Origin of the sequence: Streptomyces katrae, from assembly GCF_002028425.1 — a bacterium.
GTDB lineage: Bacteria > Actinomycetota > Actinomycetes > Streptomycetales > Streptomycetaceae > Streptomyces > Streptomyces katrae_A.
Map to the genome: position 1 here is coordinate 4816604 of NZ_CP020042.1, position 23539 is coordinate 4840142.

Consider the following 23539-nt stretch of genomic DNA (forward strand, 5'->3'; position numbering starts at 1 on the left):
GGACGGCCGGACGCGGACGGGACGCCCTCCCGGGCCGGACCCGCCGTCGGCGCCCCTACCTGACCATCAGCAGCACGGCCAGCAGGACCGCGCCCGTCACCGCCGGGACGATGATCTCCCAGGCCCACCGCACCCGGACCGGCCCCTGCGCGCCGGGCCGGGCGGCTCCGCGCTCGGCCAGCTCGGTCAGCTCGTCCACGGCCTTGTCGGCGGAGGCCCGCGCCACCGGCGCGGCCGCCTTGTCTCCGGCGCCCCCGCCGCCCGGCGCCTCGCGCCGGCCGGCCGAGCGGTTCGCCTTCTTGCGCTCGCGCAGCGACACCGGCACCGACCAGAGCTGGTACGTCGCCCCGTCCGCCAGCACCTCCGCCGAGTACCCGGCGCGCACCGCGTCCACCACGGCCCAGGGCAGCTCGATGACCCGGAAGGGGTTGCGGACCCGCATCCGGTCCTCGTTGGCGAAGACGGCCGGCCGGATGGTGAACGCCACGGTCAGCGGTACGGCGCACAGCGCGGCGGCGAGCCCGATCCACCGGCCGCTGCCCACGCCGCGCACGACGGCGTCCCCGCACAGCCAGACGATCATCGCCAGGATCAGCACCCCGGTGACGACGGCCATGGGGGAGCGGTAGACGCGGTCCGCGTAGGCCGGCTCATGGGTGGAGGGTGTGGTCATGCCGCCGATTGTGCCGCATGCCCGTCCGGGGGCCACCGGCGCGCGGGGGCGGGCGCACCGATGGCGGACGTCACGCGCAGATGTGCACGAGGGGGGTGACAGGTCGCTACGCGCGTAGATATGCTCATCTGGTGACCATGCCCACCACCCTCACCGCATTCGCTGACGTGACGACGTCCGACAGCGCGCTGCGCCGCTTCCTGCACGGGCTGCCCGGCGTCGACGCAGTCGGACTGGAGGCCCGCGCGGCCTCCCTCGGCACCCGTTCGATCAAGACGACGGCCAAGGCGTACGCCATCGACCTGGCCATCTCGATGATCGACCTGACGACGCTCGAGGGTGCGGACACCCCGGGCAAGGTCCGGTCGCTCGCCGCCAAGGCCGTCAACCCCGACCCCCTGGACCGCACGACGCCCATGACCGCCGCGGTCTGCGTCTACCCCGACATGGTGGCCACCGCCAAGGCGGCGCTCAACGGCGCCGACGTCAAGGTCGCCTCCGTCGCCACCGCCTTCCCGGCGGGCCGCGCCGCCCTGCCGGTCAAGCTGGCCGACACCCGTGACGCCGTCGCCGCCGGCGCCGACGAGATCGACATGGTCATCGACCGTGGCGCCTTCCTCGCCGGCCGCTACCTGGACACCTACGAGCTGATCAAGGCCGTCAAGGAGGCGTGCGTCCGCGAGGACGGCACCGCCGCCCGGCTGAAGGTCATCTTCGAGACCGGCGAGCTGTCGACGTACGACAACATCCGCCGCGCCTCCTGGATCGGCATGCTCGCGGGCGCCGACTTCATCAAGACCTCCACCGGCAAGGTCGGCGTCAACGCCACCCCCGCCAACACCCTGCTCATGCTCGAAGCCGTCCGCGACTTCAAGGCGCAGACTGGAATCCAGATCGGCGTGAAGCCGGCCGGCGGCATCCGCACCACCAAGGACGCCATCAAGTTCCTGGTCCTGGTCAACGAGACCGCGGGCGAGGACTGGCTGACCAACGAGTGGTTCCGCTTCGGCGCCTCCAGCCTGCTGAACGACCTGCTCATGCAGCGCCAGAAGCTGAGCACCGGGCGTTACTCCGGACCCGACTACGTGACGGTGGACTGATCACCATGGCATCCCTCTTCGAGTACGCACCGGCTCCCGAGTCCCGCTCGGTCGTCGACATCGCCCCCTCCTACGGGCTCTTCATCGACGGCGAGTTCACCGACGCCGCCGACGGCAAGGTCTTCAAGACCGTCAGCCCCTCCAGCGAGGAGGTCCTGTCGGAGGTCGCCCAGGCCGGCGCCGCCGACGTCGACCGCGCCGTCAAGGCCGCCCGCCGCGCCTTCGAGAAGTGGTCCGCGCTGCCCGGCTCCGAGCGCGCCAAGTACCTCTTCCGCATCGCCCGGATCATCCAGGAGCGCAGCCGCGAGCTGGCCGTCCTGGAGACCCTGGACAACGGCAAGCCGATCAAGGAGACCCGCGACGCGGACCTCCCGCTGGTCGCCGCGCACTTCTTCTACTACGCGGGCTGGGCCGACAAGCTCGACCACGCGGGCTACGGCGCGAACCCGCGCCCGCTGGGCGTGGCCGGCCAGGTCATCCCCTGGAACTTCCCGCTGCTGATGCTCGCGTGGAAGATCGCCCCGGCGCTCGCCACCGGCAACACCGTCGTCCTCAAGCCGGCGGAGACCACCCCTCTCTCGGCGCTGTTCTTCGCGGACATCTGCCGCCAGGCCGGTCTCCCCAAGGGCGTCGTCAACATCATCCCCGGCTACGGGGACGCGGGTGCCGAGCTCGTCGCCCACCCCGACGTCAACAAGGTCGCCTTCACCGGCTCCACCGCGGTCGGCAAGGCCATCGCCCGCCAGATCGCCGGCACCGGCAAGAAGGTCACCCTGGAGCTGGGCGGCAAGGGCGCCAACATCGTCTTCGACGACGCCCCCATCGACCAGGCCGTCGAGGGCATCGTCAACGGCATCTTCTTCAACCAGGGCCAGGTCTGCTGCGCGGGCTCCCGCCTGCTGGTCCAGGAGTCGATCCACGACGAGCTGCTGGACTCCCTCAAGCGCCGCCTGAGCACCCTGCGCCTGGGCGACCCGCTCGACAAGAACACCGACATCGGCGCGATCAACTCCGCCGAGCAGCTCGCCCGGATCACGGCCCTGGCCGACACCGGCGAGGCCGAGGGCGCCGAGCGCTGGTCCCCGGCCTGCGAGCTGCCGTCCTCCGGCTACTGGTTCGCCCCGACGCTCTTCACGAACGTCACCCAGGCGCACACCGTCGCCCGTGACGAGATCTTCGGCCCGGTCCTGTCCGTGCTGACGTTCCGCACCCCGGACGAGGCCGTCGCCAAGGCCAACAACAGCCAGTACGGCCTGTCCGCCGGCATCTGGACGGAGAAGGGCTCCCGCATCCTCGCGGTGGCGAACAAGCTCCGCGCGGGCGTCGTCTGGGCCAACACGTTCAACAAGTTCGACCCGACCTCGCCCTTCGGCGGCTACAAGGAGTCGGGCTTCGGCCGCGAGGGCGGCCGCCACGGTCTGGAGGCCTACCTCGATGTCTGAGTCCTCTCTGCGTCTGAACGTCTTCAAGACCTACAAGCTGTACGTCGGGGGCAAGTTCCCCCGCTCCGAGAGCGGCCGGGTGTACGAGGTGAGCGACTCGAAGGGGAAGTGGCTGGCCAACGCCCCGCTGTCCTCCCGCAAGGACGCCCGTGACGCGGTCGTCGCCGCCCGCAAGGCCTTCGGTGGCTGGGCGGGCGCGACCGCGTACAACCGTGGCCAGATCCTCTACCGCATCGCCGAGATGCTGGAGGGCCGCCGCGAGCAGTTCGTCCGCGAGGTCGGCGAGGCCGAGGGCCTGTCCAAGTCCAAGGCGGCGGCGGTCGTCGACGCGGCCATCGACCGCTGGGTCTGGTACGCGGGCTGGACCGACAAGATCGGCCAGGTCGCCGGCGCGGCCAACCCGGTCGCGGGCCCGTTCTTCAACCTCTCCACCCCGGAACCGACCGGCGTCGTCACGGTCGTGGCCCCGCAGGACTCGTCCTTCCTGGGCCTGGTCTCGGTGATCGCCCCGGTGATCGCGACGGGCAACACCGCCGTCGTCATCGCCAGCGAGAAGGCCCCGCTGCCCGCCCTGTCCCTGGGCGAGGTGCTGGCCACCTCCGACCTGCCGGGCGGCGTCGTCAACATCCTCTCCGGCAAGGCCGCCGAGATGGGCCCGCACCTCGCGGCCCACCAGGACGTCAACGCGATCGACCTCGCGGGCGCGGACGCGGCGCTGGCCAAGGAGCTGGAGATCGCCGCGGCCGACAACCTCAAGCGCGTCCTGCGTCCACAGCCTGTGGACGACTGGGCCGCCGACCCGGGCACGTCGCGCATGACGGCGTTCCTGGAGACCAAGACGGTCTGGCACCCCACCGGATCGCTGGGCTCGGGCGGCTCCTCCTACTAGCCCCCGCCCCCCGTGAACCGGCCCCGGCAGCCAGTCCCCCCGTGCTGCCGGGGCCTTCGCGCGTCCGCCGCCGCTACCCCTTCGGGAGCACCGGACCCAGCAGCGAGGAGACGGCCGCCTGCGGGATCTCCTTCACCGACGGCCCCTGCGTCAGCACCCCCGTGACCATCGTCGTGCCCACCGCCGGGAAGTCGGCGACCTTCGTGCCCACCCCGTTGTCGAGGGGGTCCACGCCGGTGTGTGCGAGGGGGTTCACCTTCAGGTTGGAGATCGGGTCGACGACCCCGGAGACCGCCGCCGCCGGGTCCAGCTCACCGGCCTGCGCCGCACCGGCCGCCATGGCCAGGGCCGCCCCGGCCAGGGAGAGGGTCAGTCCGGCGGAACGGAGCCGCTGGGGAGAGGGGTCGGAGGCTGCGTGACGTGCCATTGGTTCCCGCCTGTGGTCGTAGTCGCGTGCGCACACAGCGTAGTCGAGGGGGCGTCCCCGGTTCCAACCCGCCGTGTGAGACCGGTCGCAGGGGCTGTCGCCAGTGTGTTGATACGCGGGGTCATGCCTCACACTGGTCTCCCGTGAGCTGTTCATCTCCCCTTCCGACGCGGGTCGTGCTCCTGACCGGTCCCTCGGGTTCCGGCAAGTCCTCGCTGGCGGCCCGCTCGGGGCTGCCCGTACTGCGCCTCGACGACTTCTACAAGGAGGGGACGGACCCGACCCTCCCCCTGGTCGAGGGCAGCTCGGACATCGACTGGGACTCCCCGCAGTCCTGGGACGCTGAAGTCGCCGTGGCCGCCGTCGCCGAACTCTGCCGCACCGGCCGCACCGAGGTCCCCGTCTACGACATCGCGACCAGCTCCCGCACCGGCACGGAGACCCTGGACATCTCCCGCACCCCGCTGTTCATCGCGGAGGGCATCTTCGCCGCCGACATCGCCGCCCGCTGCCAGGAACTCGGCCTCCTCGCCGACGCGATCTGCCTGCGCGGCCGCCCCTCCACCACCTTCCGCCGGCGACTGGCCCGCGACCTGCGCGAAGGCCGCAAGTCCCTGCCGTTCCTGCTGCGCCGAGGCCTGCGCCTGATGCGCGCCGAACGCGGCATCGTCGCCCGGCACGTCGCCCTCGGCGCCCACGCCTGCGGCGGCGACGAGGCCCTGGGCCGCCTCGCCGCGGCGGCGGCGGGCCGCCACCGCTCGGCGACCGCGGCGGCGGTGTAGCCCCGGCCACGAAAAGACACGAAAAGAAGAGGCGGGACCGAGCGGACCCCCGGCCGCCCGGTCCCGCCTCCATCCCCCCACGGCCTCCGTCCCACCCCCGTAGGACGGACCCCCTGGCCGGTGGTCTGCGGTCTGTGATGTGCAGATGTGTGGTGCGTGGTGTGTGGTGCGTCGTACGTGGTGCGTCGTGCCCGGTGTTACGCGACGAGCTCCCCGAAGGACTCCGCCTCGTCCCGCCCGAAGCTCAGCACCTCGTCCTCGCGCAGCCGGCGCAGCGAGCGCCAGATGCTCGACTTCACGGTGCCGACGCTGATGCCCAGGATCTCCGCGATCTCCGGGTCCGTACGGCCCTCGTAGTACCGCAGCACCAGCATCGTGCGCTGCGGCTCCGGGATCCGGGCCAGCGCCTGCCAGAGCACCGCGCGCAGCTCCGTACCGCGCATCGCGTCCGTGTCGGAGGCCGTCTCCGGCAGCTCCTCCGTCGGGTACTCGTTGAGCTTGCGCCGGCGCCACGCGCTGATGTGCAGGTTCGTCATCGTCCGGCGCAGGTAGCCGCCCACCGCCGCCTTGTCGCTGATCCGGTCCCAGGCCCGGTAGGTGGAGAACAGCGCGCTCTGCAGCAGGTCCTCGGCCTCGTGCCGGTCGCCGGTCAGGTGGAAGGCCGTCGCGTACAGGGCCGCGCGCCGCTCCTGGACGTACGCCGTGAACTCCGCCTCCGAGGAGGAGGACGGGGAGGAAGGGGTCCGCTGGGCGGGAACCGCCTGGTACTGGTTCGCGTCAATGGCTACGACATGAGCCTGTCGCCGGGAGCCCGGCACCGTACGGACACCCGCCCGGCGGTTCGCGTCGTGCAGCCGCGTGACAACCGCGCTGGTGGTGGTGCTGTGCAGCGTGTTCATCTCGCGCCCCCCGTCGTGGAGTCTGCTTCGGTCCGTGCTTCGATGACAAAAGACTGCCCGGCCGACTTAACCGGCGTGTCCGTCGACTGTCACAGCACTGTCACAGCCGCCCGCGATCCGGATCCGAGCGGGACTCGACGGAACCGGGCGGGAGCCGACGCCGGATCCGTCGCGCGCGACGGTCGAAGTCCCGACGGCCGATGGGACAGAATGAGCCCGTGCCTTTCCTGTTGCTGATCGAGGACGACGACGCCATCCGCACGGCCCTCGAACTCTCCCTGACCCGCCAGGGCCACCGTGTGGCCACCGCGGCGACGGGCGAGGACGGCCTGAAACTGCTCCGTGAGCAGCGGCCGGACCTGATCGTGCTCGACGTCATGCTGCCCGGCATCGACGGCTTCGAGGTGTGCCGGAGGATCCGCCGCACCGACCAGCTGCCGATCATCCTGCTCACCGCGCGCAGCGACGACATCGATGTCGTCGTCGGCCTGGAGTCCGGAGCCGACGACTACGTCGTCAAGCCCGTCCAGGGCCGGGTGCTCGACGCCCGCATCCGCGCCGTGCTGCGCCGCGGCGAGCGCGAGGCCAGCGACTCCGCCGTCTTCGGGTCCCTCGTCATCGACCGCGCCGCCATGACCGTGACGAAGAACGGCGAAGACCTCCAGCTCACACCGACCGAGCTGCGGCTGCTCCTGGAGCTCAGCCGCCGGCCCGGGCAGGCGCTCTCCCGCCAGCAGCTGCTCCGGCTGGTGTGGGAGCACGACTACCTCGGCGACTCGCGGCTCGTCGACGCGTGCGTACAGCGGCTGCGCGCCAAGGTCGAGGAGGTCCCCTCCTCACCGACCCTGATCCGCACGGTCCGGGGCGTCGGCTACCGACTGGACTCCCCGCAGTGACCAAGGCCCTCTTCGCGGGCCGGCGCTGGACCAGCCTGCGGGTGCGGCTGCTCGTGGTGTTCGCCCTGGTCGCCCTGACGGCCGCCGTCTCCGCCTCCGGAATCGCCTACTGGCTCAACCGCGAGGCGGTCCTCACCCGTACCCAGGACGCGGCCCTGGGCGACTTCCGCCAGGAGATGCAGAACCGCGCCGCGGCCCTGCCCGCCAACCCCACCCCCGAGGAACTCCAGCGCACCGCAGAGCTGATGGCGGGCAGCAGCCCCGGGTACAGCGTGCTGCTCGTCAGCGAGGGCAAGGACAAGCGGCCCGTGTTCGGCGCCGCCGGGGCGGCGTCCTTCGGGCTGGACGACGTGCCGAAGTCCCTCCAGCACGCCGTGAACGACCGCCAGAAGACCACGACCGCGAACGACGCCGAGTACCACATGTACTGGCAGCGGACGAAGCCCGGCGGCAAGCCCTACCTCGTCGGCGGCACGCGCATCATCGGCGGCGGACCGACCGGCTACATGTACAAGTCCCTGGCCACGGAACGCGACGACCTCAACGCCCTCGGCTGGTCCCTGACCATCGCGACGGGCCTGGCCCTGCTCGGATCGGCGCTGCTCGCGCAGGCGGCGGCCCGGACCGTGCTCAAGCCCGTACAGCGGCTCGGCGAGGCGGCACGGAGACTGGGCGAGGGCGAACTCGACCACCGGCTCGACGTGTCGGGCACGGACGAACTCGCCGACCTCTCACGGACGTTCAACCGCACCGCGGAGGCGCTGGAGAAGAAGGTCGCCGACATGAGCGCCCGCGAGGAGGCCAGCCGGCGGTTCGTGGCCGACATGAGCCACGAACTGCGCACCCCGCTCACGGCGTTGACGGCGGTCGCCGAGGTGCTGGAGGAGGAGGTCGACGACCTCGACCCGATGATCGCCCCGGCCGTGGGCCTGGTGGTCAGCGAGACCCGGCGGCTCAACGACCTGGTGGAGAACCTGATGGAGGTCACCCGTTTCGACGCGGGGACGGCCCGACTGGTGCTCGACGACGTCAACGTCGCCGACCAGGTCACCGCCTGCATCGACGCCCGGGCCTGGCTGGACGCCGTCGAGGTCGACGCCGGCCGCGGCATCGTGGCCCGCCTCGACCCCAGGCGCCTCGACGTCATCCTGGCCAACCTGATCGGCAACGCCCTCAAGCACGGCGGCTCGCCGGTGCGGGTGTCCGTGCGGGTCGAGGAGGAGTGGCTGGTCGTCGCGGTCAAGGACAACGGGCCGGGCATCCCGGAGGAGGTGCTGCCGCACGTCTTCGACCGGTTCTACAAGGCCAGCGCCTCCCGGCCGAAGTCGGACGGCAGCGGACTGGGCCTGTCGATCGCCATGGAGAACGCGCACATCCACGGCGGCGACATCACGGCCGCGAACGGCCCGGAAGGCGGGGCCGTGTTCACCCTGCGGCTTCCGGTGGACGTGGGGAAGGTGATCGCCGGTGGCGGCACGGAAGCGTAGGACGCACGCGGCGCTGCTGGGCGCAGGGGCCTTGGCCCTCGCCCTCACCGGGTGCGGGATCCGGGCCACGACCGTTCCGGTCGACGTGGGCCCGGCCCCCTCACGGGTGTCCTGCGACACCCCGGACCTGCCGCCCGGGCAGAGCGGGGTGCAGGGGTTCCGCGCCAAGGTGGAGCTGGTCTGCGGATCGCAGCTGGTCGCGGTGGAACGGGTCGTCCCCGTCCCCGAGAAGCGCACCGGGCGCGAGCCCGTCGCGCTGGTCGCACAGGCCCTGCTGGAGGAACTGGAACGCCCCCTGTCCGAGCAGGAACGGGAGGGCGGCTTCACGACCGGGGTCCGGGACGGGCTGACGTCCGTCCCGGCGCGCCCCGGCGACCCGGCGGGCACGGTCCGGCTGAGCCGCAAGCCCGAGGACCTGCCGCCGGTGGCCCTGGCCCAGATCGTGTGCACCCTCTCCGCGAGCGACGCCATCTCGGCGGGCCCCGGCCCGGTGGTCCTGGGCGGCCCGGACGCGGACCCGCCGCGCGCCTGGGAATGCACGGACGCGGTCCGCAACCGCCCGGAATCGGCCCCCACCCTGGGCGAACTGGTCCGCCCGACGGGCTCCCCGACGCCGTCACCGTCGCCCTCCTGACGCCGGGGCCCGCCATCGCCCCCTCGAGGGACGGGGGCCGGGCGGTATCTGCCCACCCGCCTCCCCGGGTGCGGGTGGGTGGGGCGGGGGGCGGCATCCCGCCGGGCGGCGACGGGACAGCGGGCCGGTGCCGAGTGTGGCCCCGGCACCGGGCCGCTGGCCGGTTCCGGTCCGGGTAGGCGCCGACGGGTGGTGGGTGGGCAGATACCGCCCGGGCCCGGCCCCTCGCGGGGGAGATGGCGGCCCTTGCGAACGCCGACGGCCCCCTCGGTTGTGCCGAGGGGGCCGTCGGGGCGGCGGGGGCGGGGGCTACAGGCCCATGGCCGCCGCGAGGTCCTTCTTCACCGTGTCCAGGATTTCCTGGCCGCGGGTGCGGGCCGCCGTGAGGTCCGAGGCTTCCGAGACCGGGACGACCACCTCGAGGTAGCACTTCAGCTTGGGCTCCGTGCCCGACGGGCGGCAGATGACCCGGGCCTTGTAGTCGCCCTCCAGGTAGTAGCGCAGGCCGTCCGTGGGCGGGAGCTTCTCCGTGCCCTGGGACAGGTCCTCCGCCGAGACCACCCGCAGGCCCGCCAGGGCCGTCGGGGGTTCCGCGCGGAGCCGGGCCATCGCGTTGGCGATGATCGACAGGTCCTCCACGCGGACCGACAGCTGGTCGGTGTGGTGGAGGCCGTGGGCCATCGCCAGGTCGTCCAGGAGGTCGGTCAGGGTGCGGCCCTGCTCCTTGAGCTCCGAGGCCAGTTCGGCGACCAGCAGGGCGGCGGTGATGCCGTCCTTGTCGCGGACGCCCTCGGGGTCCACGCAGTAGCCGAGGGCCTCCTCGTAGCCGTAGCGCAGGCCCTCCACGCGGGAGATCCACTTGAAGCCCGTGAGGGTCTCCTCGTAGCCGAGGTTCGCCGCCTCGGCGATCCGGCCCAGGAGGGACGAGGAGACGATCGACTCGGCGAAGACGCCCTGGGCGCCCTTGTGGACCAGGTGGGCCGCCAGGAGGGCGCCGACCTCGTCGCCGCGCAGCATGCGCCAGCCGCCGTTGTCGGGCACCGCCACGGCGCAGCGGTCCGCGTCCGGGTCGTTGGCGATCACGATGTCCGGCTGGACCTCGGCGGCCTTCGCGAAGGCCAGGTCCATCGCGCCGGGCTCTTCCGGGTTGGGGAAGGCGACCGTCGGGAAGGCCGGGTCCGGCTCGGCCTGCTCGGTGACGAGCACCGGGGCGGGGAAGCCGTGCCGGGCGAAGGCCGCCATCACGACGTCCTTGCCGACGCCGTGCATGGCCGTGTAGACGGTCCGCACGCCGTGCGGGGACGTGGGGCTCAGGACGGAGTCCGTGCGCGCCAGGTAGGCCTCCAGGACCTCCTCGTCGAGCTGCAGCCAGCCGTCGGAGGGGCGGGGGACGGAGGCGAGGGAGGAGATCGCGTCGATCTCCGCCGCGATCTGCGCGTCCGCGGGGGAGACGATCTGCGAGCCGTCGCCGAGGTAGACCTTGTAGCCGTTGTCCCGGGGAGGGTTGTGGCTCGCGGTCACCTCGACGCCGGCGACGGCTCCCAGGTGCCTTATCGCGTACGCGAGGACGGGCGTGGGGAGGGGGCGGGGGAGCACGGCCGCGCGCAGGCCGGCGCCCGTCATGACGGCCGCCGTGTCGCGGGCGAAGTCCGCGGACTTGTAGCGCGCGTCGTAGCCGACGACCACCAGGCCGCCCTCGTGGCCCTGGGCCTTCAGGTAGGCCGCCAGGCCCGCCGCGGCGCGGATGACCACGGAGCGGTTCATCCGCATCGGGCCCGCCCCGATCTCGCCGCGCAGCCCGGCGGTGCCGAACTGGAGCGTGCCGGAGAAGCGGTCCGCGAGCTCGGCGGTGTCGCCCGCCTCGATGAGCGCGCGCAGCTCGGCCGCGGTCTCCTCGTCGGGGTCCTCCGCCAGCCAGGTCCGGGCCCGGGTGAGCAGGTCGTCCTGTGCCTGTTCCACTAGTTCCGCCTTACCTCTCGTACGTCGTCGGCTCGTCGATCAGATGCGGGCGAGGACCTGCGTCAGCAGGGTGCCCATGCGGGCGGCGGAGTCGCGGCCGGCCTGGAGGACCTCTTCGTGGTTCAGCGGCTCGCCGGACAGGCCCGCGGCCAGGTTGGTGACCAGGGAGATGCCGAGCACCTCGGCGCCGGCCTCACGGGCGGCGATGGCCTCCAGCACGGTGGACATGCCGACCAGGTCGGCGCCCATGACGCGGATCATGTTGATCTCGGCCGGGGTCTCGTAGTGCGGGCCGGGGAACTGGACGTAGACGCCCTCTTCGAGGGTCTCGTCGATCTCCTTGCACATCGCGCGCAGGCGCGGCGAGTACAGGTCGGTGAGGTCCACGAAGTTCGCGCCGACGATCGGCGAGGTCGCGGTGAGGTTGAGGTGGTCGCTGATCAGGACGGGCTGGCCGGGCTTCATGCCCTTGCGCAGGCCGCCGCAGCCGTTGGTCAGGACGACGGTCTTGCAGCCGGCGGCGACGGCCGTACGGACGCCGTGCGCGACGGCGGCGACGCCGCGGCCCTCGTAGAAGTGGGTCCGGCCGAGGAAGAGCAGCGCGCGCTTGTCGCCGATCTTGTACGAGCGGATCTTGCCGCCGTGGCCCTCGACGGCGGGCGGCGGGAAGCCGGGCAGTTCGGTGACCGGGAACTCGGCCTCGGGCGCGCCGAGCGCCTCTGCGGCGGGGGCCCAGCCGGAGCCCATGACGAGGGCGACATCGTGGGATTCGACGCCGGTGAGCTCGCGGAGGCGGGCGGCGGCGGCGTCGGCGGCGGCGAAGGGGTCGGTAACAGATGCGTTCACGCAGATGAGCGTAGCCGCTGTTGGCCTACGCGCGTAGATGGCACAGCTCACGGTGTTCGGATCGTTGCCTTGTCGTTTCCGCCGAATCGTCCCGGAGAGGGCTGGAGGCCGCTGGAGGGAGCCTGGGGCTCCGCCCCAGGGTCAGCAAGGCCGCTTGCGCAGTTCCATCACGTAGTCGTGCGGGGCGCCCGCCGATTCCGCGGCGTCGGCGATCTCGCCGAGGTAGCGGGCCGAGGGGAGGCCGCCCTCGTAGCCGTTGAGGACGTAGCACCAGGCGGGCTCCTCGCCGTCCAGCGTGTGGACCCGGATGCGCATGCGGCGGTAGATGTCCAGACCGACGCCCTCCCAGCGGTCCATGGAGTCCTCGTCCAGCGGCGCGATGTCGTACAGGGCGACGAAGACCTGCTGGCGGGGGGCCTCCACGATGGTGGCGAGGGCGCCCTCCCAGCCCATCTGCTCGCCGCCGAAGGTCAGCCGCCAGTCGTTGATCCAGCCCGTGCCGCGCAGCGGCGAATGCGGAGCGCGGCGCGTCATCAGCCGCGGGTCGAGGTTGCCGGCGTACGCGGCGTAGAGCGACATGAGGTCGAGGGTACGGGAGGGGTGCCCCGGCCCGCGTGCCCGGATGGCGCACGGATGACAGGACCGGGAGTGGGACCGGGAGCGAGACCGGGAGTGGAGCACCTTGAAGCGTGCGGGACAATGGGCGTGGAATGCATCCCCCGGGGAGACCCCCCGGACGCCGGCCGGGGCGGCAGCCGGCCGGGCAGACGTGAGGCGGAGTTTTCGTGACCCGGATCGTGATCATCGGCGGCGGACCCGGCGGGTATGAGGCGGCCCTGGTGGGGGCCCAGCTCGGTGCGGAGGTGACCGTCGTCGACTGCGACGGTCTGGGCGGGGCGTCGGTGCTGACCGACTGCGTGCCCTCCAAGACCCTCATCGCGACCGCCGAGGTCATGACCACCTTCGACTCCTCCTACGAGGAGCTCGGCATCGTCGTCGCCGACGACACCCCGCCCATCGAGCAGGCCGCGCGCGTCGTCGGCGTCGACCTCGGCAAGGTGAACCGGCGCGTCAAGCGCCTCGCGCTCGCCCAGTCGCACGACATCACCGCCTCCGTGACCCGGGCCGGCGCCCGCGTGATGCGCGGCCGCGGCAAGCTCGGCGGTCCGCAGGGCATCGACGGCACCCGGGACGTCATCGTCACCGCGGCCGACGGCACGGAGACGATCCTCACCGCCGACGCCGTCCTGATCGCCACCGGCGGCACCCCCCGCGAGATCCCCGACGCGATGCCCGACGGGGAGCGGATCCTGAACTGGACCCAGGTCTACGACCTGGAGGAGCTTCCCGAGGAGCTCATCGTGGTCGGCTCCGGCGTCACCGGCGCCGAGTTCGCCGGCGCGTACCAGGCGCTGGGCTCCCGCGTGACGCTGGTGTCCTCGCGCGACCGCGTGCTGCCGGGCGAGGACCCGGACGCGGCCGCCGTCCTGGAGGACGTCTTCCGCCGCCGCGGCATGAACGTCATCGGCCGCTCGCGCGCCGAGTCCGCCAAGCGGGTCGGCGACCGGGTCGAGGTCACCCTCTCCGACGGGCGGGTCATCAGCGGCACGCACTGCCTGATGGCGGTCGGCGCGATCCCGAACACCAGGGACATGAATCTGGAGGAGTCCGGGGTCCGGCTGAAGGAGTCCGGGCACATCTGGACCGACAAGGTGTCGCGCACGTCCTCGCCGGGCGTGTACGCGGCCGGCGACGTGACGGGCGTCTTCGCGCTGGCGTCCGTGGCTGCCATGCAGGGGCGCATCGCGATGTACCACTTCCTCGGTGACGCGGTGGCCCCGCTGAACCTGAAGACGGTCTCCTCGAACGTCTTCACCGACCCCGAGATCGCCACTGTCGGTTACACCCAGGCCGATGTGGACGCCGGGAAGATCGACGCCCGTGTCGTGAAGCTGCCCCTGCTGCGCAACCCGCGGGCCAAGATGCAGGGCATCCGGGACGGCTTCGTGAAGATGTTCTGCCGCCCGGGGACCGGGATCGTGGTCGGCGGTGTGGTCGTCTCCCCGCGTGCGAGCGAGCTGATCCACCCCATCTCGATCGCCGTCGACAACAACCTGACGGTCGAGCAGATCGCAAACGCGTTCACCGTGTACCCCTCCCTGTCGGGTTCGATCGCCGAGGTCGCCCGCCAGCTCCACACGCGCAAGGCGGCCGGAGAGGCGTAGGGCCTCACCGCCGTCCGGCCAACCGCCCCTGCCCGTCCCGGGTTTGGGGCGGACTCGGAGGGCCGGGCGGTGGCGTCCGGGTGGACGCGGGGTGTCCGTTCGGACGCGTATACCACTTGTCGCCCCACCGTATGGACAACTTCGGTATTCCGGTGCAAGGAGCTGAAACCAGACGGTCGTTGGGGTTACTGTCAGTTTCGTGTTCGCTGCTGAACGTCGCCAACTGATCCTCGAAATGGTGCGGGCCAACGGGGCTGTATCGCTCCGTGAGCTCGCCCGTGTCGTCCAGACCTCCGAAGTGACCGTACGGCGGGACGTGCGGGCACTGGAGGCAGAAGGACTCCTCGACCGCCGGCACGGCGGTGCGGTATTGCCGGGCGGTTTCACGCGGGAGTCCGGCTTTCCGCAAAAGTCCCATCTCGCGACGGCGGAGAAGACCGCCATCGCCGATGTCGCGGCCGGCCTCGTCGAAGAAGGCGAGGCCGTCGTCGTCGGCGCGGGCACCACGACCCAGGAGCTGGCCCGACGGCTCGCCCGGGTGCCCGGTCTCACCGTCGTCACCAACTCGCTGCTCGTCGCCCAGGCGCTGGCGCACGCCAACCGGGTGGAGGTGGTGATGACCGGCGGCACGCTGCGCGGGTCGAACTACGCCCTCGTCGGCAGCGGTGCCGAGCAGTCCCTGCAGGGGCTGCGGGTCTCGCGGGCCTTCCTGTCCGGCAGCGGTCTGACCGCCGAGCGCGGGCTGTCCACGTCCAACATGCTCTCCGCGAGCGTGGACCGGGCGCTGGTGCAGGCGGCGGCGGAGGTGGTGGTCCTCGCCGACCACACGAAGCTGGGCACCGACACGATGTTCCAGACGGTGCCGACGGACGTGATGACCCGGCTCGTGACGGACGAGCCCCCGCCGCACGACGACCGGGCCGCCACCGAGCTGCAGGCGCTGGCCGACCAGGGCGTGCAGATCACGGTCGCCGGGTCCGCGCCGGCCGCAGGCGGGCACGGGGGCGCCGGGGAGGGCCTGCCGGGGCGTCGGCAGCGGCGGGAGTCGCCGCTGCCGGTGCAGCGGCGCGGGGGGCCGACCGCGCAGCTGCGGAGCGCTCCCGCGGCGATGCTGGAGCAGCAGGCGGCGGGTGAGCGGGCCCGGGTCGCGGACATGAGGCGCCGCTAGCCGCTACCGCTCGTCGCTCCTCGTCGAGGTCCCGTCCGCCGGCTTCCGCCGCCGTTCCCCCCGGCCGGTGTCCGCCGGGCCGTCCCCGCCAGGGCGGCCCGTCGGACACCGGCCGGCGGCGCGGCGGGAGCCCTGCGGGGCGGAGTCCCCTACCCGCCCTTCGCCCGTTCCCAGGGGCTCCGCCCCTGACCCCCGCACCGGACGCTCCGCGCCCGGTGCGCTCAAACTCCCCCAGCCACCGCTGGGAGGCCCCCAGCGCGGGCTGGAATGGCCCCGCAGGGATCCGGTGTGCGGCGGGCGGACGGGCGAAGGCCCCCGGCCCGGGGGACAACCCGGGGCGGGGGCCTTCGTCAGGTGCGGGGGCTTCAGTCCTTGATCTCGCAGATCGTGGCGCCCGAGGTGAGGCTCGCGCCGACCTCGGCCGTGAGGCCGACGATGGTGCCGGAGCGGTGCGCGTTCAGCGGCTGCTCCATCTTCATCGCCTCCAGGACGACGATCAGGTCGCCCTCGTTGACCTGCTGGCCTTCCTCGACCGCGACCTTGACGATCGTGCCCTGCATCGGGGACGCGAGGGTGTCGCCGGAGGCGGCCGGGCCGGACTTCTTGGCGGCGCGGCGCTTGGGCTTGGCGCCGCCCGCGGCGGCCGTGCGGGCCAGGGTCATGCCCAGGGAGGACGGCAGCGAGACCTCCAGGCGCTTGCCGCCGACCTCGACGACGACCGTCTCGCGGCCGGGCTCGTCCTCGGTATCCTCGGCGGCCGGGGCCGTGAAGGCGGGGATCTCGTTGACGAACTCGGTCTCGATCCAGCGGGTGTGGACCGTGAACGGGTTGCCGTCGGCCGGGGCGAAGGCCGGGTCGGCGACGACCGCGCGGTGGAAGGGGATGGCGGTGGCCATGCCCTCCACGTTGAACTCCGCCAGGGCGCGAGCGGCGCGCTGGAGGGCCTGCTCGCGGGTGGCGCCCGTGACGATCAGCTTGGCCAGCAGGGAGTCCCAGGCGGGGCCGATGACCGAGCCGGACTCCACGCCGGCGTCCAGGCGGACGCCCGGGCCGGAGGGGGCGTCGAACTTGGTGACGGTGCCGGGGGCGGGCAGGAAGTTGCGGCCCGGGTCCTCGCCGTTGATGCGGAACTCGAAGGAGTGGCCGCGCAGGACGGGGTCGCCGTAGCCGAGTTCCTCGCCGTCGGCGATGCGGAACATCTCGCGGACCAGGTCGATGCCGGCGACCTCCTCGGTCACCGGGTGCTCGACCTGGAGGCGGGTGTTGACCTCGAGGAAGGAGATGGTGCCGTCGGTGCCGACCAGGAACTCGACGGTGCCCGCGCCGACGTAGCCGGCCTCCTTGAGGATGGCCTTGGACGCGGCGTAGAGCTCGGCGTTCTGGGCCTCGGAGAGGAAGGGGGCCGGGGCCTCTTCCACGAGCTTCTGGTGGCGGCGCTGGAGGGAGCAGTCACGCGTGGAGACGACGACCACGTTGCCGTGGGAGTCGGCCAGGCACTGGGTCTCGACGTGGCGCGGCTTGTCGAGGTAGCGCTCGACGAAGCACTCGCCGCGGCCGAAGGCGGCGACGGCCTCGCGGACGGCGGACTCGTAGAGCTCGGGCACCTCTTCGAGGGTGCGGGCGACCTTCAGGCCGCGGCCGCCGCCGCCGAAGGCGGCCTTGATGGCGATGGGCAGGCCGTGCTGCTCGGCGAAGGCGACGACCTCCTCGGCCCCGGAGACGGGGTCGGGGGTGCCGGCGACCAGCGGGGCTCCGGCGCGCTGGGCGATGTGGCGGGCGGCCACCTTGTCGCCGAGGTCGCGGATGGCCTGCGGCGGCGGGCCGATCCAGGTCAGGCCCGCGTCGAGGACGGCCTGGGCGAACTCGGCGTTCTCGGACAGGAAGCCGTATCCGGGGTGGATGGCGTCGGCGCCGGAGTCTGCCGCGGCCTGCAGGACCTTGCCGATGTCGAGGTAGCTGGCCGCCGGGGTGTCACCGCCCAACGCGAAAGCTTCGTCTGCCGCGCGGACGTGCAGAGCGTCCCGGTCCGGATCGGCGTAGACGGCTACGCTCGCGATCCCGGCGTCCCGGCAGGCCCGGGCAACGCGGACAGCGATTTCGCCACGGTTGGCGATGAGCACCTTGCGCACGATGGCTCCCTCCTTGAAACAAGCTGAGTTTAGGGACTGCCGACACGGCCTTACGACCCTTCCCCGGTGGTGAGCTTGCCCACACAGAGCGTGATGCGAGTGCCCCTTGAGTGTGAAAACCCTTGTGTCGGCCCAGGTCAGGGAGATCCCCGACTGCACAGTAACCCCGTGGCACGTCGAAGGTCTCTGTTCTGCGGGTCAGCCGCCCCCGTCGATTCTTTGTGGAGTCCCTACGAACGGCCTAGGCAATCTTTGCGTGAGAGCCGTCACGGTCCCCGCCGCTTAACGGACCCGCCCCGACCTCTTGTCCGCGGGTTTACTCGTTAGTAGCCTCCCTGGCATCGAACACGCTTGTGGCGTGGGAGGGATGGGGGCGTCGTGCTGCGCAGACTCGTGGCGGGGCTGGGCGCGCTCGCGCTCGTCGTGGAGGCCGCGCTGCTCGTGCTCGTCCATCTCGTGCTCGGACGGACGACCGCCGATCAGTCGATGTCCATCCAGGGCAGCGATCCGCAGCTCATGTCCAAGGCGACCTACGGGCTGGGCGCGGCCATCGGAGCCTTCCTCCTGCTGACCGCCGTGCTCCTCGCCGTCGCGGCCGTGCGGGACCACCCGCCCGGCCGCATCGCCCGCGTCGTCCTCGTCGCCGCCGCCGTCACCCACGGGGTGCTCGGCGCCCTCGCGGCCGCCCTCGTCGGCTGGGGCGCCTTCGCGGCGACGATGGCCGTCTTCTGCCTGATCGTGGGCGCCCTGATCCTCTACGGAGACGGTGACCGCTCCGCGCCGGCGGCGCCCGGGAAGGGGCTCAGGCCCACAAGTCCGTGATGGACACTCCCAGTTCGCCCAGCAGGGAGCGCAGCAGCGGCATCGACAGGCCGATGACGTTGCCCGGGTCGCCGTCGATGCCGTCGATGAACGCCGACGACAGCCCGTCCAGCGTGAACGCCCCGGCCACGTGCAGCGGCTCGCCGCTCTCCACGTACGCCGCCACCTCCGCGTCCGTCGGCTCGCCGAAGCGGACCGTCGTCGAGGCCGTCGCCGAGACCTGGCGGCCCGTCGCCGTGTCGATCACGCAGTGCCCCGTGCGCAGCACGCCGGCCCGCCCGCGCATCGACTTCCAGCGGGCGGTGGCCTCCGCCGCGTCCGCCGGCTTGCCCAGCGCCTCGCCGTCCAGCTCCAGCACCGAGTCGCAGCCGATCACCAGCGCGCCGGCGGCCTCCGGCAGCTCGGCCACCACGCCCGCCTTGGCCTCGGCCAGGGCCAGCGCCAGGGCGGCCGGGTCGTCGTGGTCCAGGGTGTCCTCGTCGAAGCCGCTGACGATCACGTGCGGGGCCAGACCGGCCTGCCGCAGCAGGTTCAGCCGGGCGGGGGAGGCGGAGGCGAGGACGAGCGTGCGTACGGTCATGGGGGCCATCGTAGGGCGGCCCTAGAAGGGGGCCACACCGAGGACGTAGATGCCGACCAGCGTCGCCAGCAGCAGCACCACCAGCATCCGCCGCAGCATCGCCTGTGCGTCGCGCATGTCCTTCGGCGGCTCGTCCTTCGGGTCTGACCAGAGCATGCTCCGATCCTTTCCCCGGCACAGCGGTGGCGCCTGAGTACGGGTACTCAGGCGCCACCGTCCGTTCGCGCCATATTCCGGGTGCCCCGCGGCCCCCGGGGAAGGCTCAGCCCTGGTGGGGCCAGTACGTACGGCCCCACGCGCGCGGCCCCGGCCGCATCACGTGCCGCCGGGCGACCCGGGCCGGCGCCGCCCACTCGTCCGGGACCCGGGGCGCGCCCGACGGCGCGGAGGCCAGCGCCGCCGCGCGCGCGTGGACCACCGCCAGTGCGGCGGCCAGCTCCTCGGGGGTCGGGTTGCCCTTGACGACCTTGATCATCACTGTGAGCTCCTCGGGGACCTAGAGGGGGATGTTGCCGTGCTTCTTGGGGGGCAGCGACTCCCGCTTGGTGCGCAGCTGCCGCAGCCCCTTCACCACGTGGGCGCGGGTCTCGGACGGCATGGTCACCGCGTCGACGTAACCGCGCTCGGCGGCCGTGTACGGGTTGAGCAGGGTGTCCTCGTACTCGGTGATGAGCCGTGCCCGGGTCTCCTCCACCTCCTCCGGAGCGGCATCCGCGATCGTGCGCCGGTGCAGGATGTTCACCGCGCCCTGCGCGCCCATGACGGCGATCTGGGCGGTCGGCCAGGCCAGGTTCAGGTCCGCGCCGAGGTGCTTGGAGCCCATGACGTCGTAGGCGCCGCCGAAGGCCTTGCGGGTGATGACGGTGATGAGGGGGACGGTGGCCTCGGCGTAGGCGTAGATCAGCTTGGCCCCGCGCCGGATGATTCCGTTGTACTCCTGGTCGGTGCCGGGGAGGAAGCCCGGCACGTCGACGAACGTCAGGACGGGGATGTTGAAGGCGTCGCACGTCCGCACGAAGCGCGCGGCCTTCTCCGAGGCGTTGATGTCCAGGCAGCCGGCGAACTGCATCGGCTGGTTGGCGACCACGCCCACCGGGTGTCCCTCGACGCGGCCGAAGCCGGTGAGGATGTTCGGGGCGAACAGGGACTGCGTCTCCAGGAACTCCCCGTCGTCCAGCACGTGCTCAATCACAGTGTGCATGTCGTACGGCTGGTTCGCACTGTCCGGGATCAGCACGTCGAGTTCGAGGTCGGCGTCGGAGACCTCGGTGTCCGCCTCCTCCGGGAAGGCCGGGGGCTCGGAGAGGTTGTTGGACGGCAGGTACGCGAGGAGCGACTTCACGTACTCGATGGCGTCCTTCTCGTCGCCCGCCATGTGGTGCGCCACGCCCGAGGTGGAGTTGTGGGTGCGCGCACCGCCCAGCTCCTCGAAGCCGACGTCCTCGCCGGTGACCGTCTTGATGACGTCCGGGCCGGTGATGAACATGTGCGAGGTCTGGTCGACCATGACCGTGAAGTCGGTGATGGCCGGCGAGTAGACGGCGCCGCCGGCGCAGGGGCCGACGACCAGGCTGATCTGCGGGATCACCCCGGAGGCGTGGACGTTGCGGCGGAAGATCTCGCCGTACATGCCCAGCGCGCTGACGCCCTCCTGGATGCGGGCGCCGCCGGAGTCGTTGATGCCGATGACCGGGCAGCCGGTCTTCAGGGCGAAGTCCATCACCTTGATGATCTTCTGTCCGTAGACCTCGCCGAGGGCCCCGCCGAAGACGGTGAAGTCCTGGGAGAACACGGCCACCGGGCGGCCGTCGACGGTGCCGTAGCCGGTGACGACGCCGTCTCCGTAGGGCCTGGTCTTCTCCAGGCCGAAGTTGGTCGACCGGTGCCGGGCGAACTCGTCCAGCTCGACGAACGACCCCTCGTCCAGCAGCAGGGCCACCCGCTCACGTGCCGTCAGCTTGCCCTTGGCGTGCTGCTTCTCGACGGCGCGCCCGGAACCGGCGTGCGTGGCTTCCTCGACTCGGCGCCGCAGGTCCGCGAGCTTGCCCGCGGTCGTGTGGATGTCGATCGGCTCTGAGGGTTGGGACATCGGGGTCGCGGCTCCCTGTGTGGTGTCAACTGCCTGGTCAATTGATTGACTGCTGCTGGCTACTGGTGCGTAGCGTATCGGCGGGCATGGCGCTCGGCAGTGCGGCGTTTGACACACCTAGATTGGGTTGCATGACTCCACAAGATGCTTCAGCCGGAGCGACCCCGGGACGCTGGTCGAACCTGGACCGGCCGCCCCTGAACGCCTCCGTCCTGTCACGGGCGCTGGTCGCCGCGGACGGCCTGTGGACCTCGCTGGAGGTCGTCGCCTCCACCGGGTCCACCAACACCGATCTGGCGGCGCGGGCCGCCGGGCTGCCGGAGGGGGCCGTGCTGGTCGCCGAGGAGCAGACCGCCGGTCGGGGACGGCTCGACCGCAGCTGGGTCGCGCCCGCCCGGTCCGGGCTGTTCTTCTCCGTGCTGCTCAAGCCGGGGCCGGGCGTGCCCGAGGAGCGGTGGGCGTGGCTGGCCCTGCTCGCCGGGGTGGCCACGGCGACGGGCTTGTCGCGGGCGGCGGGCGTGGACACGCTGCTCAAATGGCCCAACGACCTCCTGGTGACCGTCGAGGGCGAGGAGCGCAAGGCCGGCGGGATCCTCGCCGAGCGGGTGGGTGACGGGGTGGTCATCGGGATTGGCCTCAACGTGACCCTCACCGAGGACGAGCTCCCCGTGCCGACGGCCGGCTCGCTGGCCCTCGCGAAGGCGACCGTGACCGACCGGGAACCGCTGCTGAAGGCCGTCCTGCGGTCCCTGGAGGAGTGGTACGGGCGCTGGCGCGACGCCGCGGGGGACCCGGGGGAGAGCGGGCTGCAGGAGACGTACGCGGCGGGCTGCGCCACGCTCGGCCGGCACGTCCGGGCGGACCTGCCGGGGGGCCGGGAGCTCGTCGGCACCGCCGAGGCGCTGGACACCGGCGGGCACCTGGTGATCCGGACGGCCGAGGGGGAGCGGGTGGCGGTGGGAGCGGGTGACGTGGTGCACCTGCGGCAGGTGAGGTAGAGGCTGGGTATGAGGGCGGGGCGCGGGGTCCGGCCGCGCGGTCCGGCCGCGCGGGTCCCCTGTCCGGCCGAAGCGGGCACGAGGCTCTGAGCCGAGGCGGCGCGCCTGGGGAACGGGTCCGGGCGGGCGCAGGAAACCGTGGTGCACGAGCGGTTTCCGAGCACGCACGGGCCCGTGAACCGGGCTCCGGCGCCCCGGAGGCGAAGGGCCTCCCTAAGAGGGGTGAGTGAGCTACGGCACACCTGCCGTATGGTTTAGGCGATCCCGATCGGGCTCCCCGGAATGCGCACGGAATGGACAGGAGGCGGCCCTTGACCGTCGGCGACTCAACGTCCAGCGCGTCCTCGTCCGGCTCCTCGGGCAGTCACGGGACACCGATCGGCCGGGACCGGCACACGCCCTTCCACGAGGTCGACCACGCGGCCCAGCCCACGGCAGATCCGCTCGCGATCCGGCTGGAGCAGCTCATCCTGGGCGCCGAGCGGCGCTACACGCCCTTCCAGGCGGCCCGGAGCGCCGGTGTGTCGATGGAGCTCGCCTCCCGCTTCTGGCGGGCCATGGGCTTCGCGGACATCGGGCAGGCCAAGGCCCTGACGGAGGCGGACGTGCTGGCGCTGCGGCGCCTGGCGGGCCTGGTGGAGGCCGGGCTGCTGAGCGAGCCGATGGCGGTGCAGGTGGCGCGCTCCACCGGGCAGACCACCGCCCGGCTGGCGGAATGGCAGATCGACTCCTTCCTGGAGGGGCTGACGGAGCCGCCCGAGCCCGGGATGACCCGCACGGAGGTCACGTACCCGCTGGTCGAGCTGCTGCTGCCGGAGCTGGAGGAGTTCCTGGTCTACGTGTGGCGGCGCCAGCTGGCGGCGGCCACGGGCCGGGTGGTGCAGGTCGCGGACGACGAGGAGATGGTCGACCGGCGGCTCGCGGTGGGCTTCGCGGACCTGGTGGGCTTCACCCGGCTGACCCGGCGGCTGGAGGAGGAGGAGCTCGGCGAGCTGGTCGAGGCCTTCGAGACGACGGCGGCGGACCTGGTCGCCGCGCACGGCGGCCGGCTGATCAAGACGCTCGGCGACGAGGTGCTGTACGCCGCCGACGACGCGGCGACGGCGGCGGAGATCGCGCTGCGGCTGATCGAGACGATGGAGGCGGACGCGCAGATGCCGGAGCTGCGCGTGGGCATAGCGTTCGGCACGGTGACGACCCGGATGGGCGACGTGTTCGGGACGACGGTGAACCTGGCGAGCCGGCTGACCTCGATAGCGCCGAAGGACGCGGTGCTGGTGGACGGTGCGATGGCGGAGGAGCTGGGCCGCACGGGTGCGGCGCCGAAGTCGGAGAAGGACGCCGAGAACGAGGAGGGCGGCGGCTCGTACCGCTTCGCGCTCCAGCCGATGTGGCAGCGGCCGGTGCGCGGACTGGGTGTCGTGGAGCCCTGGTCGTTGACGCGGCGGACGCCTAAGATCCCCGGGTAACGTTCGTTAACTTTTCCGGGGAGAG

Annotated in this window: 23 protein-coding genes; 12 read left to right on the forward strand and 11 right to left on the reverse strand. The window is 72.3% G+C overall.

Annotation, left to right across the window (positions count from 1 at the left end):
* Window positions 1-55: 55 nt before the first annotated feature.
* Entirely contained in the window at window positions 56-673 is a 618-nt protein-coding gene (locus B4U46_RS22125; RefSeq protein ID WP_079429441.1) for a PH domain-containing protein, read from the reverse strand.
* 137 nt (window positions 674-810) lie between these two features.
* Here B4U46_RS22125 and deoC point away from each other — a divergent pair, with 137 nt between their 5' ends.
* The 3 genes from deoC to B4U46_RS22140 are packed head-to-tail and all read left to right on the forward strand — an operon-like array spanning window position 811 to window position 4104.
* Complete coding sequence (gene deoC, locus B4U46_RS22130; RefSeq protein ID WP_100864125.1) at window positions 811-1773, forward strand: deoxyribose-phosphate aldolase; 963 nt, start codon at window positions 811-813, stop codon at window positions 1771-1773.
* Window positions 1774-1778: 5 nt separating this feature from the next.
* Window positions 1779-3215 (forward strand): aldehyde dehydrogenase family protein, encoded by a 1437-nt coding sequence (locus B4U46_RS22135; RefSeq protein WP_079429443.1) that lies wholly within the window; start codon window positions 1779-1781, stop codon window positions 3213-3215.
* Complete coding sequence (locus tag B4U46_RS22140; protein WP_079429444.1) at window positions 3208-4104, forward strand: aldehyde dehydrogenase family protein; 897 nt, start codon at window positions 3208-3210, stop codon at window positions 4102-4104. Before B4U46_RS22135 ends, B4U46_RS22140 begins: the two co-directional genes overlap by 8 nt.
* Before the next feature lie 73 nt (window positions 4105-4177).
* On the opposite strand, the gene B4U46_RS22145 is transcribed toward B4U46_RS22140, so the two are convergent.
* On the reverse strand, window positions 4178-4531 hold the full coding sequence (locus B4U46_RS22145; protein WP_079429445.1) for a hypothetical protein: 354 nt from the start codon (window positions 4529-4531) through the stop codon (window positions 4178-4180).
* A gap of 143 nt (window positions 4532-4674) precedes the next feature.
* On the opposite strand from B4U46_RS22145, the gene B4U46_RS22150 reads away from it, so the two are divergent.
* Window positions 4675-5313, forward strand: a complete 639-nt coding sequence (locus tag B4U46_RS22150; protein WP_237293065.1) for a uridine kinase family protein — start codon at window positions 4675-4677, stop codon at window positions 5311-5313.
* A gap of 197 nt (window positions 5314-5510) precedes the next feature.
* Here B4U46_RS22150 and B4U46_RS22155 read toward each other — a convergent pair whose 3' ends face one another.
* Window positions 5511-6212 carry a SigE family RNA polymerase sigma factor gene (locus tag B4U46_RS22155; protein WP_079429447.1) on the reverse strand — a complete coding sequence of 234 codons (702 nt, stop codon included), beginning with the start codon at window positions 6210-6212 and terminating at the stop codon, window positions 5511-5513.
* A 218-nt stretch (window positions 6213-6430) separates the two neighbouring features.
* On the opposite strand from B4U46_RS22155, the gene afsQ1 reads away from it, so the two are divergent.
* The 3 genes from afsQ1 to B4U46_RS22170 are packed head-to-tail and all read left to right on the forward strand — an operon-like array spanning window position 6431 to window position 9229.
* On the forward strand, window positions 6431-7108 hold the full coding sequence (gene afsQ1 / locus B4U46_RS22160) for a two-component system response regulator AfsQ1 (protein WP_185117195.1): 678 nt from the start codon (window positions 6431-6433) through the stop codon (window positions 7106-7108).
* Window positions 7105-8595 carry a sensor histidine kinase gene (locus B4U46_RS22165; RefSeq protein WP_079429448.1) on the forward strand — a complete coding sequence of 497 codons (1491 nt, stop codon included), beginning with the start codon at window positions 7105-7107 and terminating at the stop codon, window positions 8593-8595. Before afsQ1 ends, B4U46_RS22165 begins: the two co-directional genes overlap by 4 nt.
* Window positions 8576-9229: a hypothetical protein gene (locus tag B4U46_RS22170; RefSeq protein ID WP_079429449.1), complete on the forward strand. Its 654-nt coding sequence runs from the start codon at window positions 8576-8578 to the stop codon at window positions 9227-9229. The genes B4U46_RS22165 and B4U46_RS22170 overlap by 20 nt, the downstream gene beginning before the upstream one ends.
* Before the next feature lie 309 nt (window positions 9230-9538).
* Here the strand turns inward: B4U46_RS22170 and B4U46_RS22175 are convergent, their stop codons facing one another.
* The 3 genes from B4U46_RS22175 to B4U46_RS22185 form a co-directional block, all read right to left on the reverse strand.
* Window positions 9539-11188, reverse strand: coding sequence for a phospho-sugar mutase (locus B4U46_RS22175; RefSeq protein WP_079429450.1), 1650 nt, complete (start codon window positions 11186-11188; stop codon window positions 9539-9541).
* Window positions 11189-11227: 39 nt separating this feature from the next.
* A complete protein-coding gene (locus B4U46_RS22180; protein ID WP_079429451.1) occupies window positions 11228-12034 on the reverse strand; it encodes a purine-nucleoside phosphorylase in 807 nt (268 codons plus the stop codon).
* Window positions 12035-12175: 141 nt separating this feature from the next.
* The gene (locus B4U46_RS22185; RefSeq protein ID WP_079429452.1) at window positions 12176-12613 is read right to left on the reverse strand and encodes a gamma-glutamylcyclotransferase; all 438 of its coding nucleotides are present in this window, start codon (window positions 12611-12613) and stop codon (window positions 12176-12178) included.
* 206 nt (window positions 12614-12819) lie between these two features.
* Here B4U46_RS22185 and B4U46_RS22190 point away from each other — a divergent pair, with 206 nt between their 5' ends.
* Window positions 12820-14259: an NAD(P)H-quinone dehydrogenase gene (locus B4U46_RS22190; RefSeq protein ID WP_079429453.1), complete on the forward strand. Its 1440-nt coding sequence runs from the start codon at window positions 12820-12822 to the stop codon at window positions 14257-14259.
* Between the two features lie 199 nt (window positions 14260-14458).
* On the forward strand, window positions 14459-15427 hold the full coding sequence (locus B4U46_RS22195) for a DeoR/GlpR family DNA-binding transcription regulator (protein WP_079429454.1): 969 nt from the start codon (window positions 14459-14461) through the stop codon (window positions 15425-15427).
* Window positions 15428-15792: 365 nt separating this feature from the next.
* Here B4U46_RS22195 and B4U46_RS22200 read toward each other — a convergent pair whose 3' ends face one another.
* Complete coding sequence (locus B4U46_RS22200) at window positions 15793-17556, reverse strand: acetyl/propionyl/methylcrotonyl-CoA carboxylase subunit alpha (protein WP_079429455.1); 1764 nt, start codon at window positions 17554-17556, stop codon at window positions 15793-15795.
* 378 nt (window positions 17557-17934) lie between these two features.
* On the opposite strand from B4U46_RS22200, the gene B4U46_RS22205 reads away from it, so the two are divergent.
* Window positions 17935-18378 (forward strand): hypothetical protein, encoded by a 444-nt coding sequence (locus B4U46_RS22205; protein WP_079429456.1) that lies wholly within the window; start codon window positions 17935-17937, stop codon window positions 18376-18378.
* On the opposite strand, the gene B4U46_RS22210 is transcribed toward B4U46_RS22205, so the two are convergent.
* From B4U46_RS22210 to B4U46_RS22220, 4 genes are all read right to left on the reverse strand, one after another.
* On the reverse strand, window positions 18359-18967 hold the full coding sequence (locus B4U46_RS22210) for a Maf family protein (RefSeq protein ID WP_079429457.1): 609 nt from the start codon (window positions 18965-18967) through the stop codon (window positions 18359-18361). The genes B4U46_RS22205 and B4U46_RS22210 overlap by 20 nt on opposite strands.
* A gap of 12 nt (window positions 18968-18979) precedes the next feature.
* The gene (gene mmpB / locus B4U46_RS39905) at window positions 18980-19114 is read right to left on the reverse strand and encodes a morphogenic membrane protein MmpB (protein WP_094191805.1); all 135 of its coding nucleotides are present in this window, start codon (window positions 19112-19114) and stop codon (window positions 18980-18982) included.
* Between the two features lie 106 nt (window positions 19115-19220).
* Window positions 19221-19433: an acyl-CoA carboxylase epsilon subunit gene (locus B4U46_RS22215; protein WP_079429458.1), complete on the reverse strand. Its 213-nt coding sequence runs from the start codon at window positions 19431-19433 to the stop codon at window positions 19221-19223.
* A 21-nt stretch (window positions 19434-19454) separates the two neighbouring features.
* Window positions 19455-21047, reverse strand: a complete 1593-nt coding sequence (locus B4U46_RS22220; RefSeq protein WP_079429459.1) for an acyl-CoA carboxylase subunit beta — start codon at window positions 21045-21047, stop codon at window positions 19455-19457.
* A gap of 131 nt (window positions 21048-21178) precedes the next feature.
* Between B4U46_RS22220 and B4U46_RS22225 the strand changes: the two genes are divergently transcribed.
* Both B4U46_RS22225 and B4U46_RS22230 read left to right on the forward strand, forming a co-directional pair.
* A complete protein-coding gene (locus tag B4U46_RS22225; RefSeq protein WP_079429460.1) occupies window positions 21179-22045 on the forward strand; it encodes a biotin--[acetyl-CoA-carboxylase] ligase in 867 nt (288 codons plus the stop codon).
* 311 nt (window positions 22046-22356) lie between these two features.
* Window positions 22357-23514, forward strand: coding sequence for an adenylate/guanylate cyclase domain-containing protein (locus tag B4U46_RS22230; RefSeq protein ID WP_079429461.1), 1158 nt, complete (start codon window positions 22357-22359; stop codon window positions 23512-23514).
* Window positions 23515-23539 lie beyond the last annotated feature (25 nt).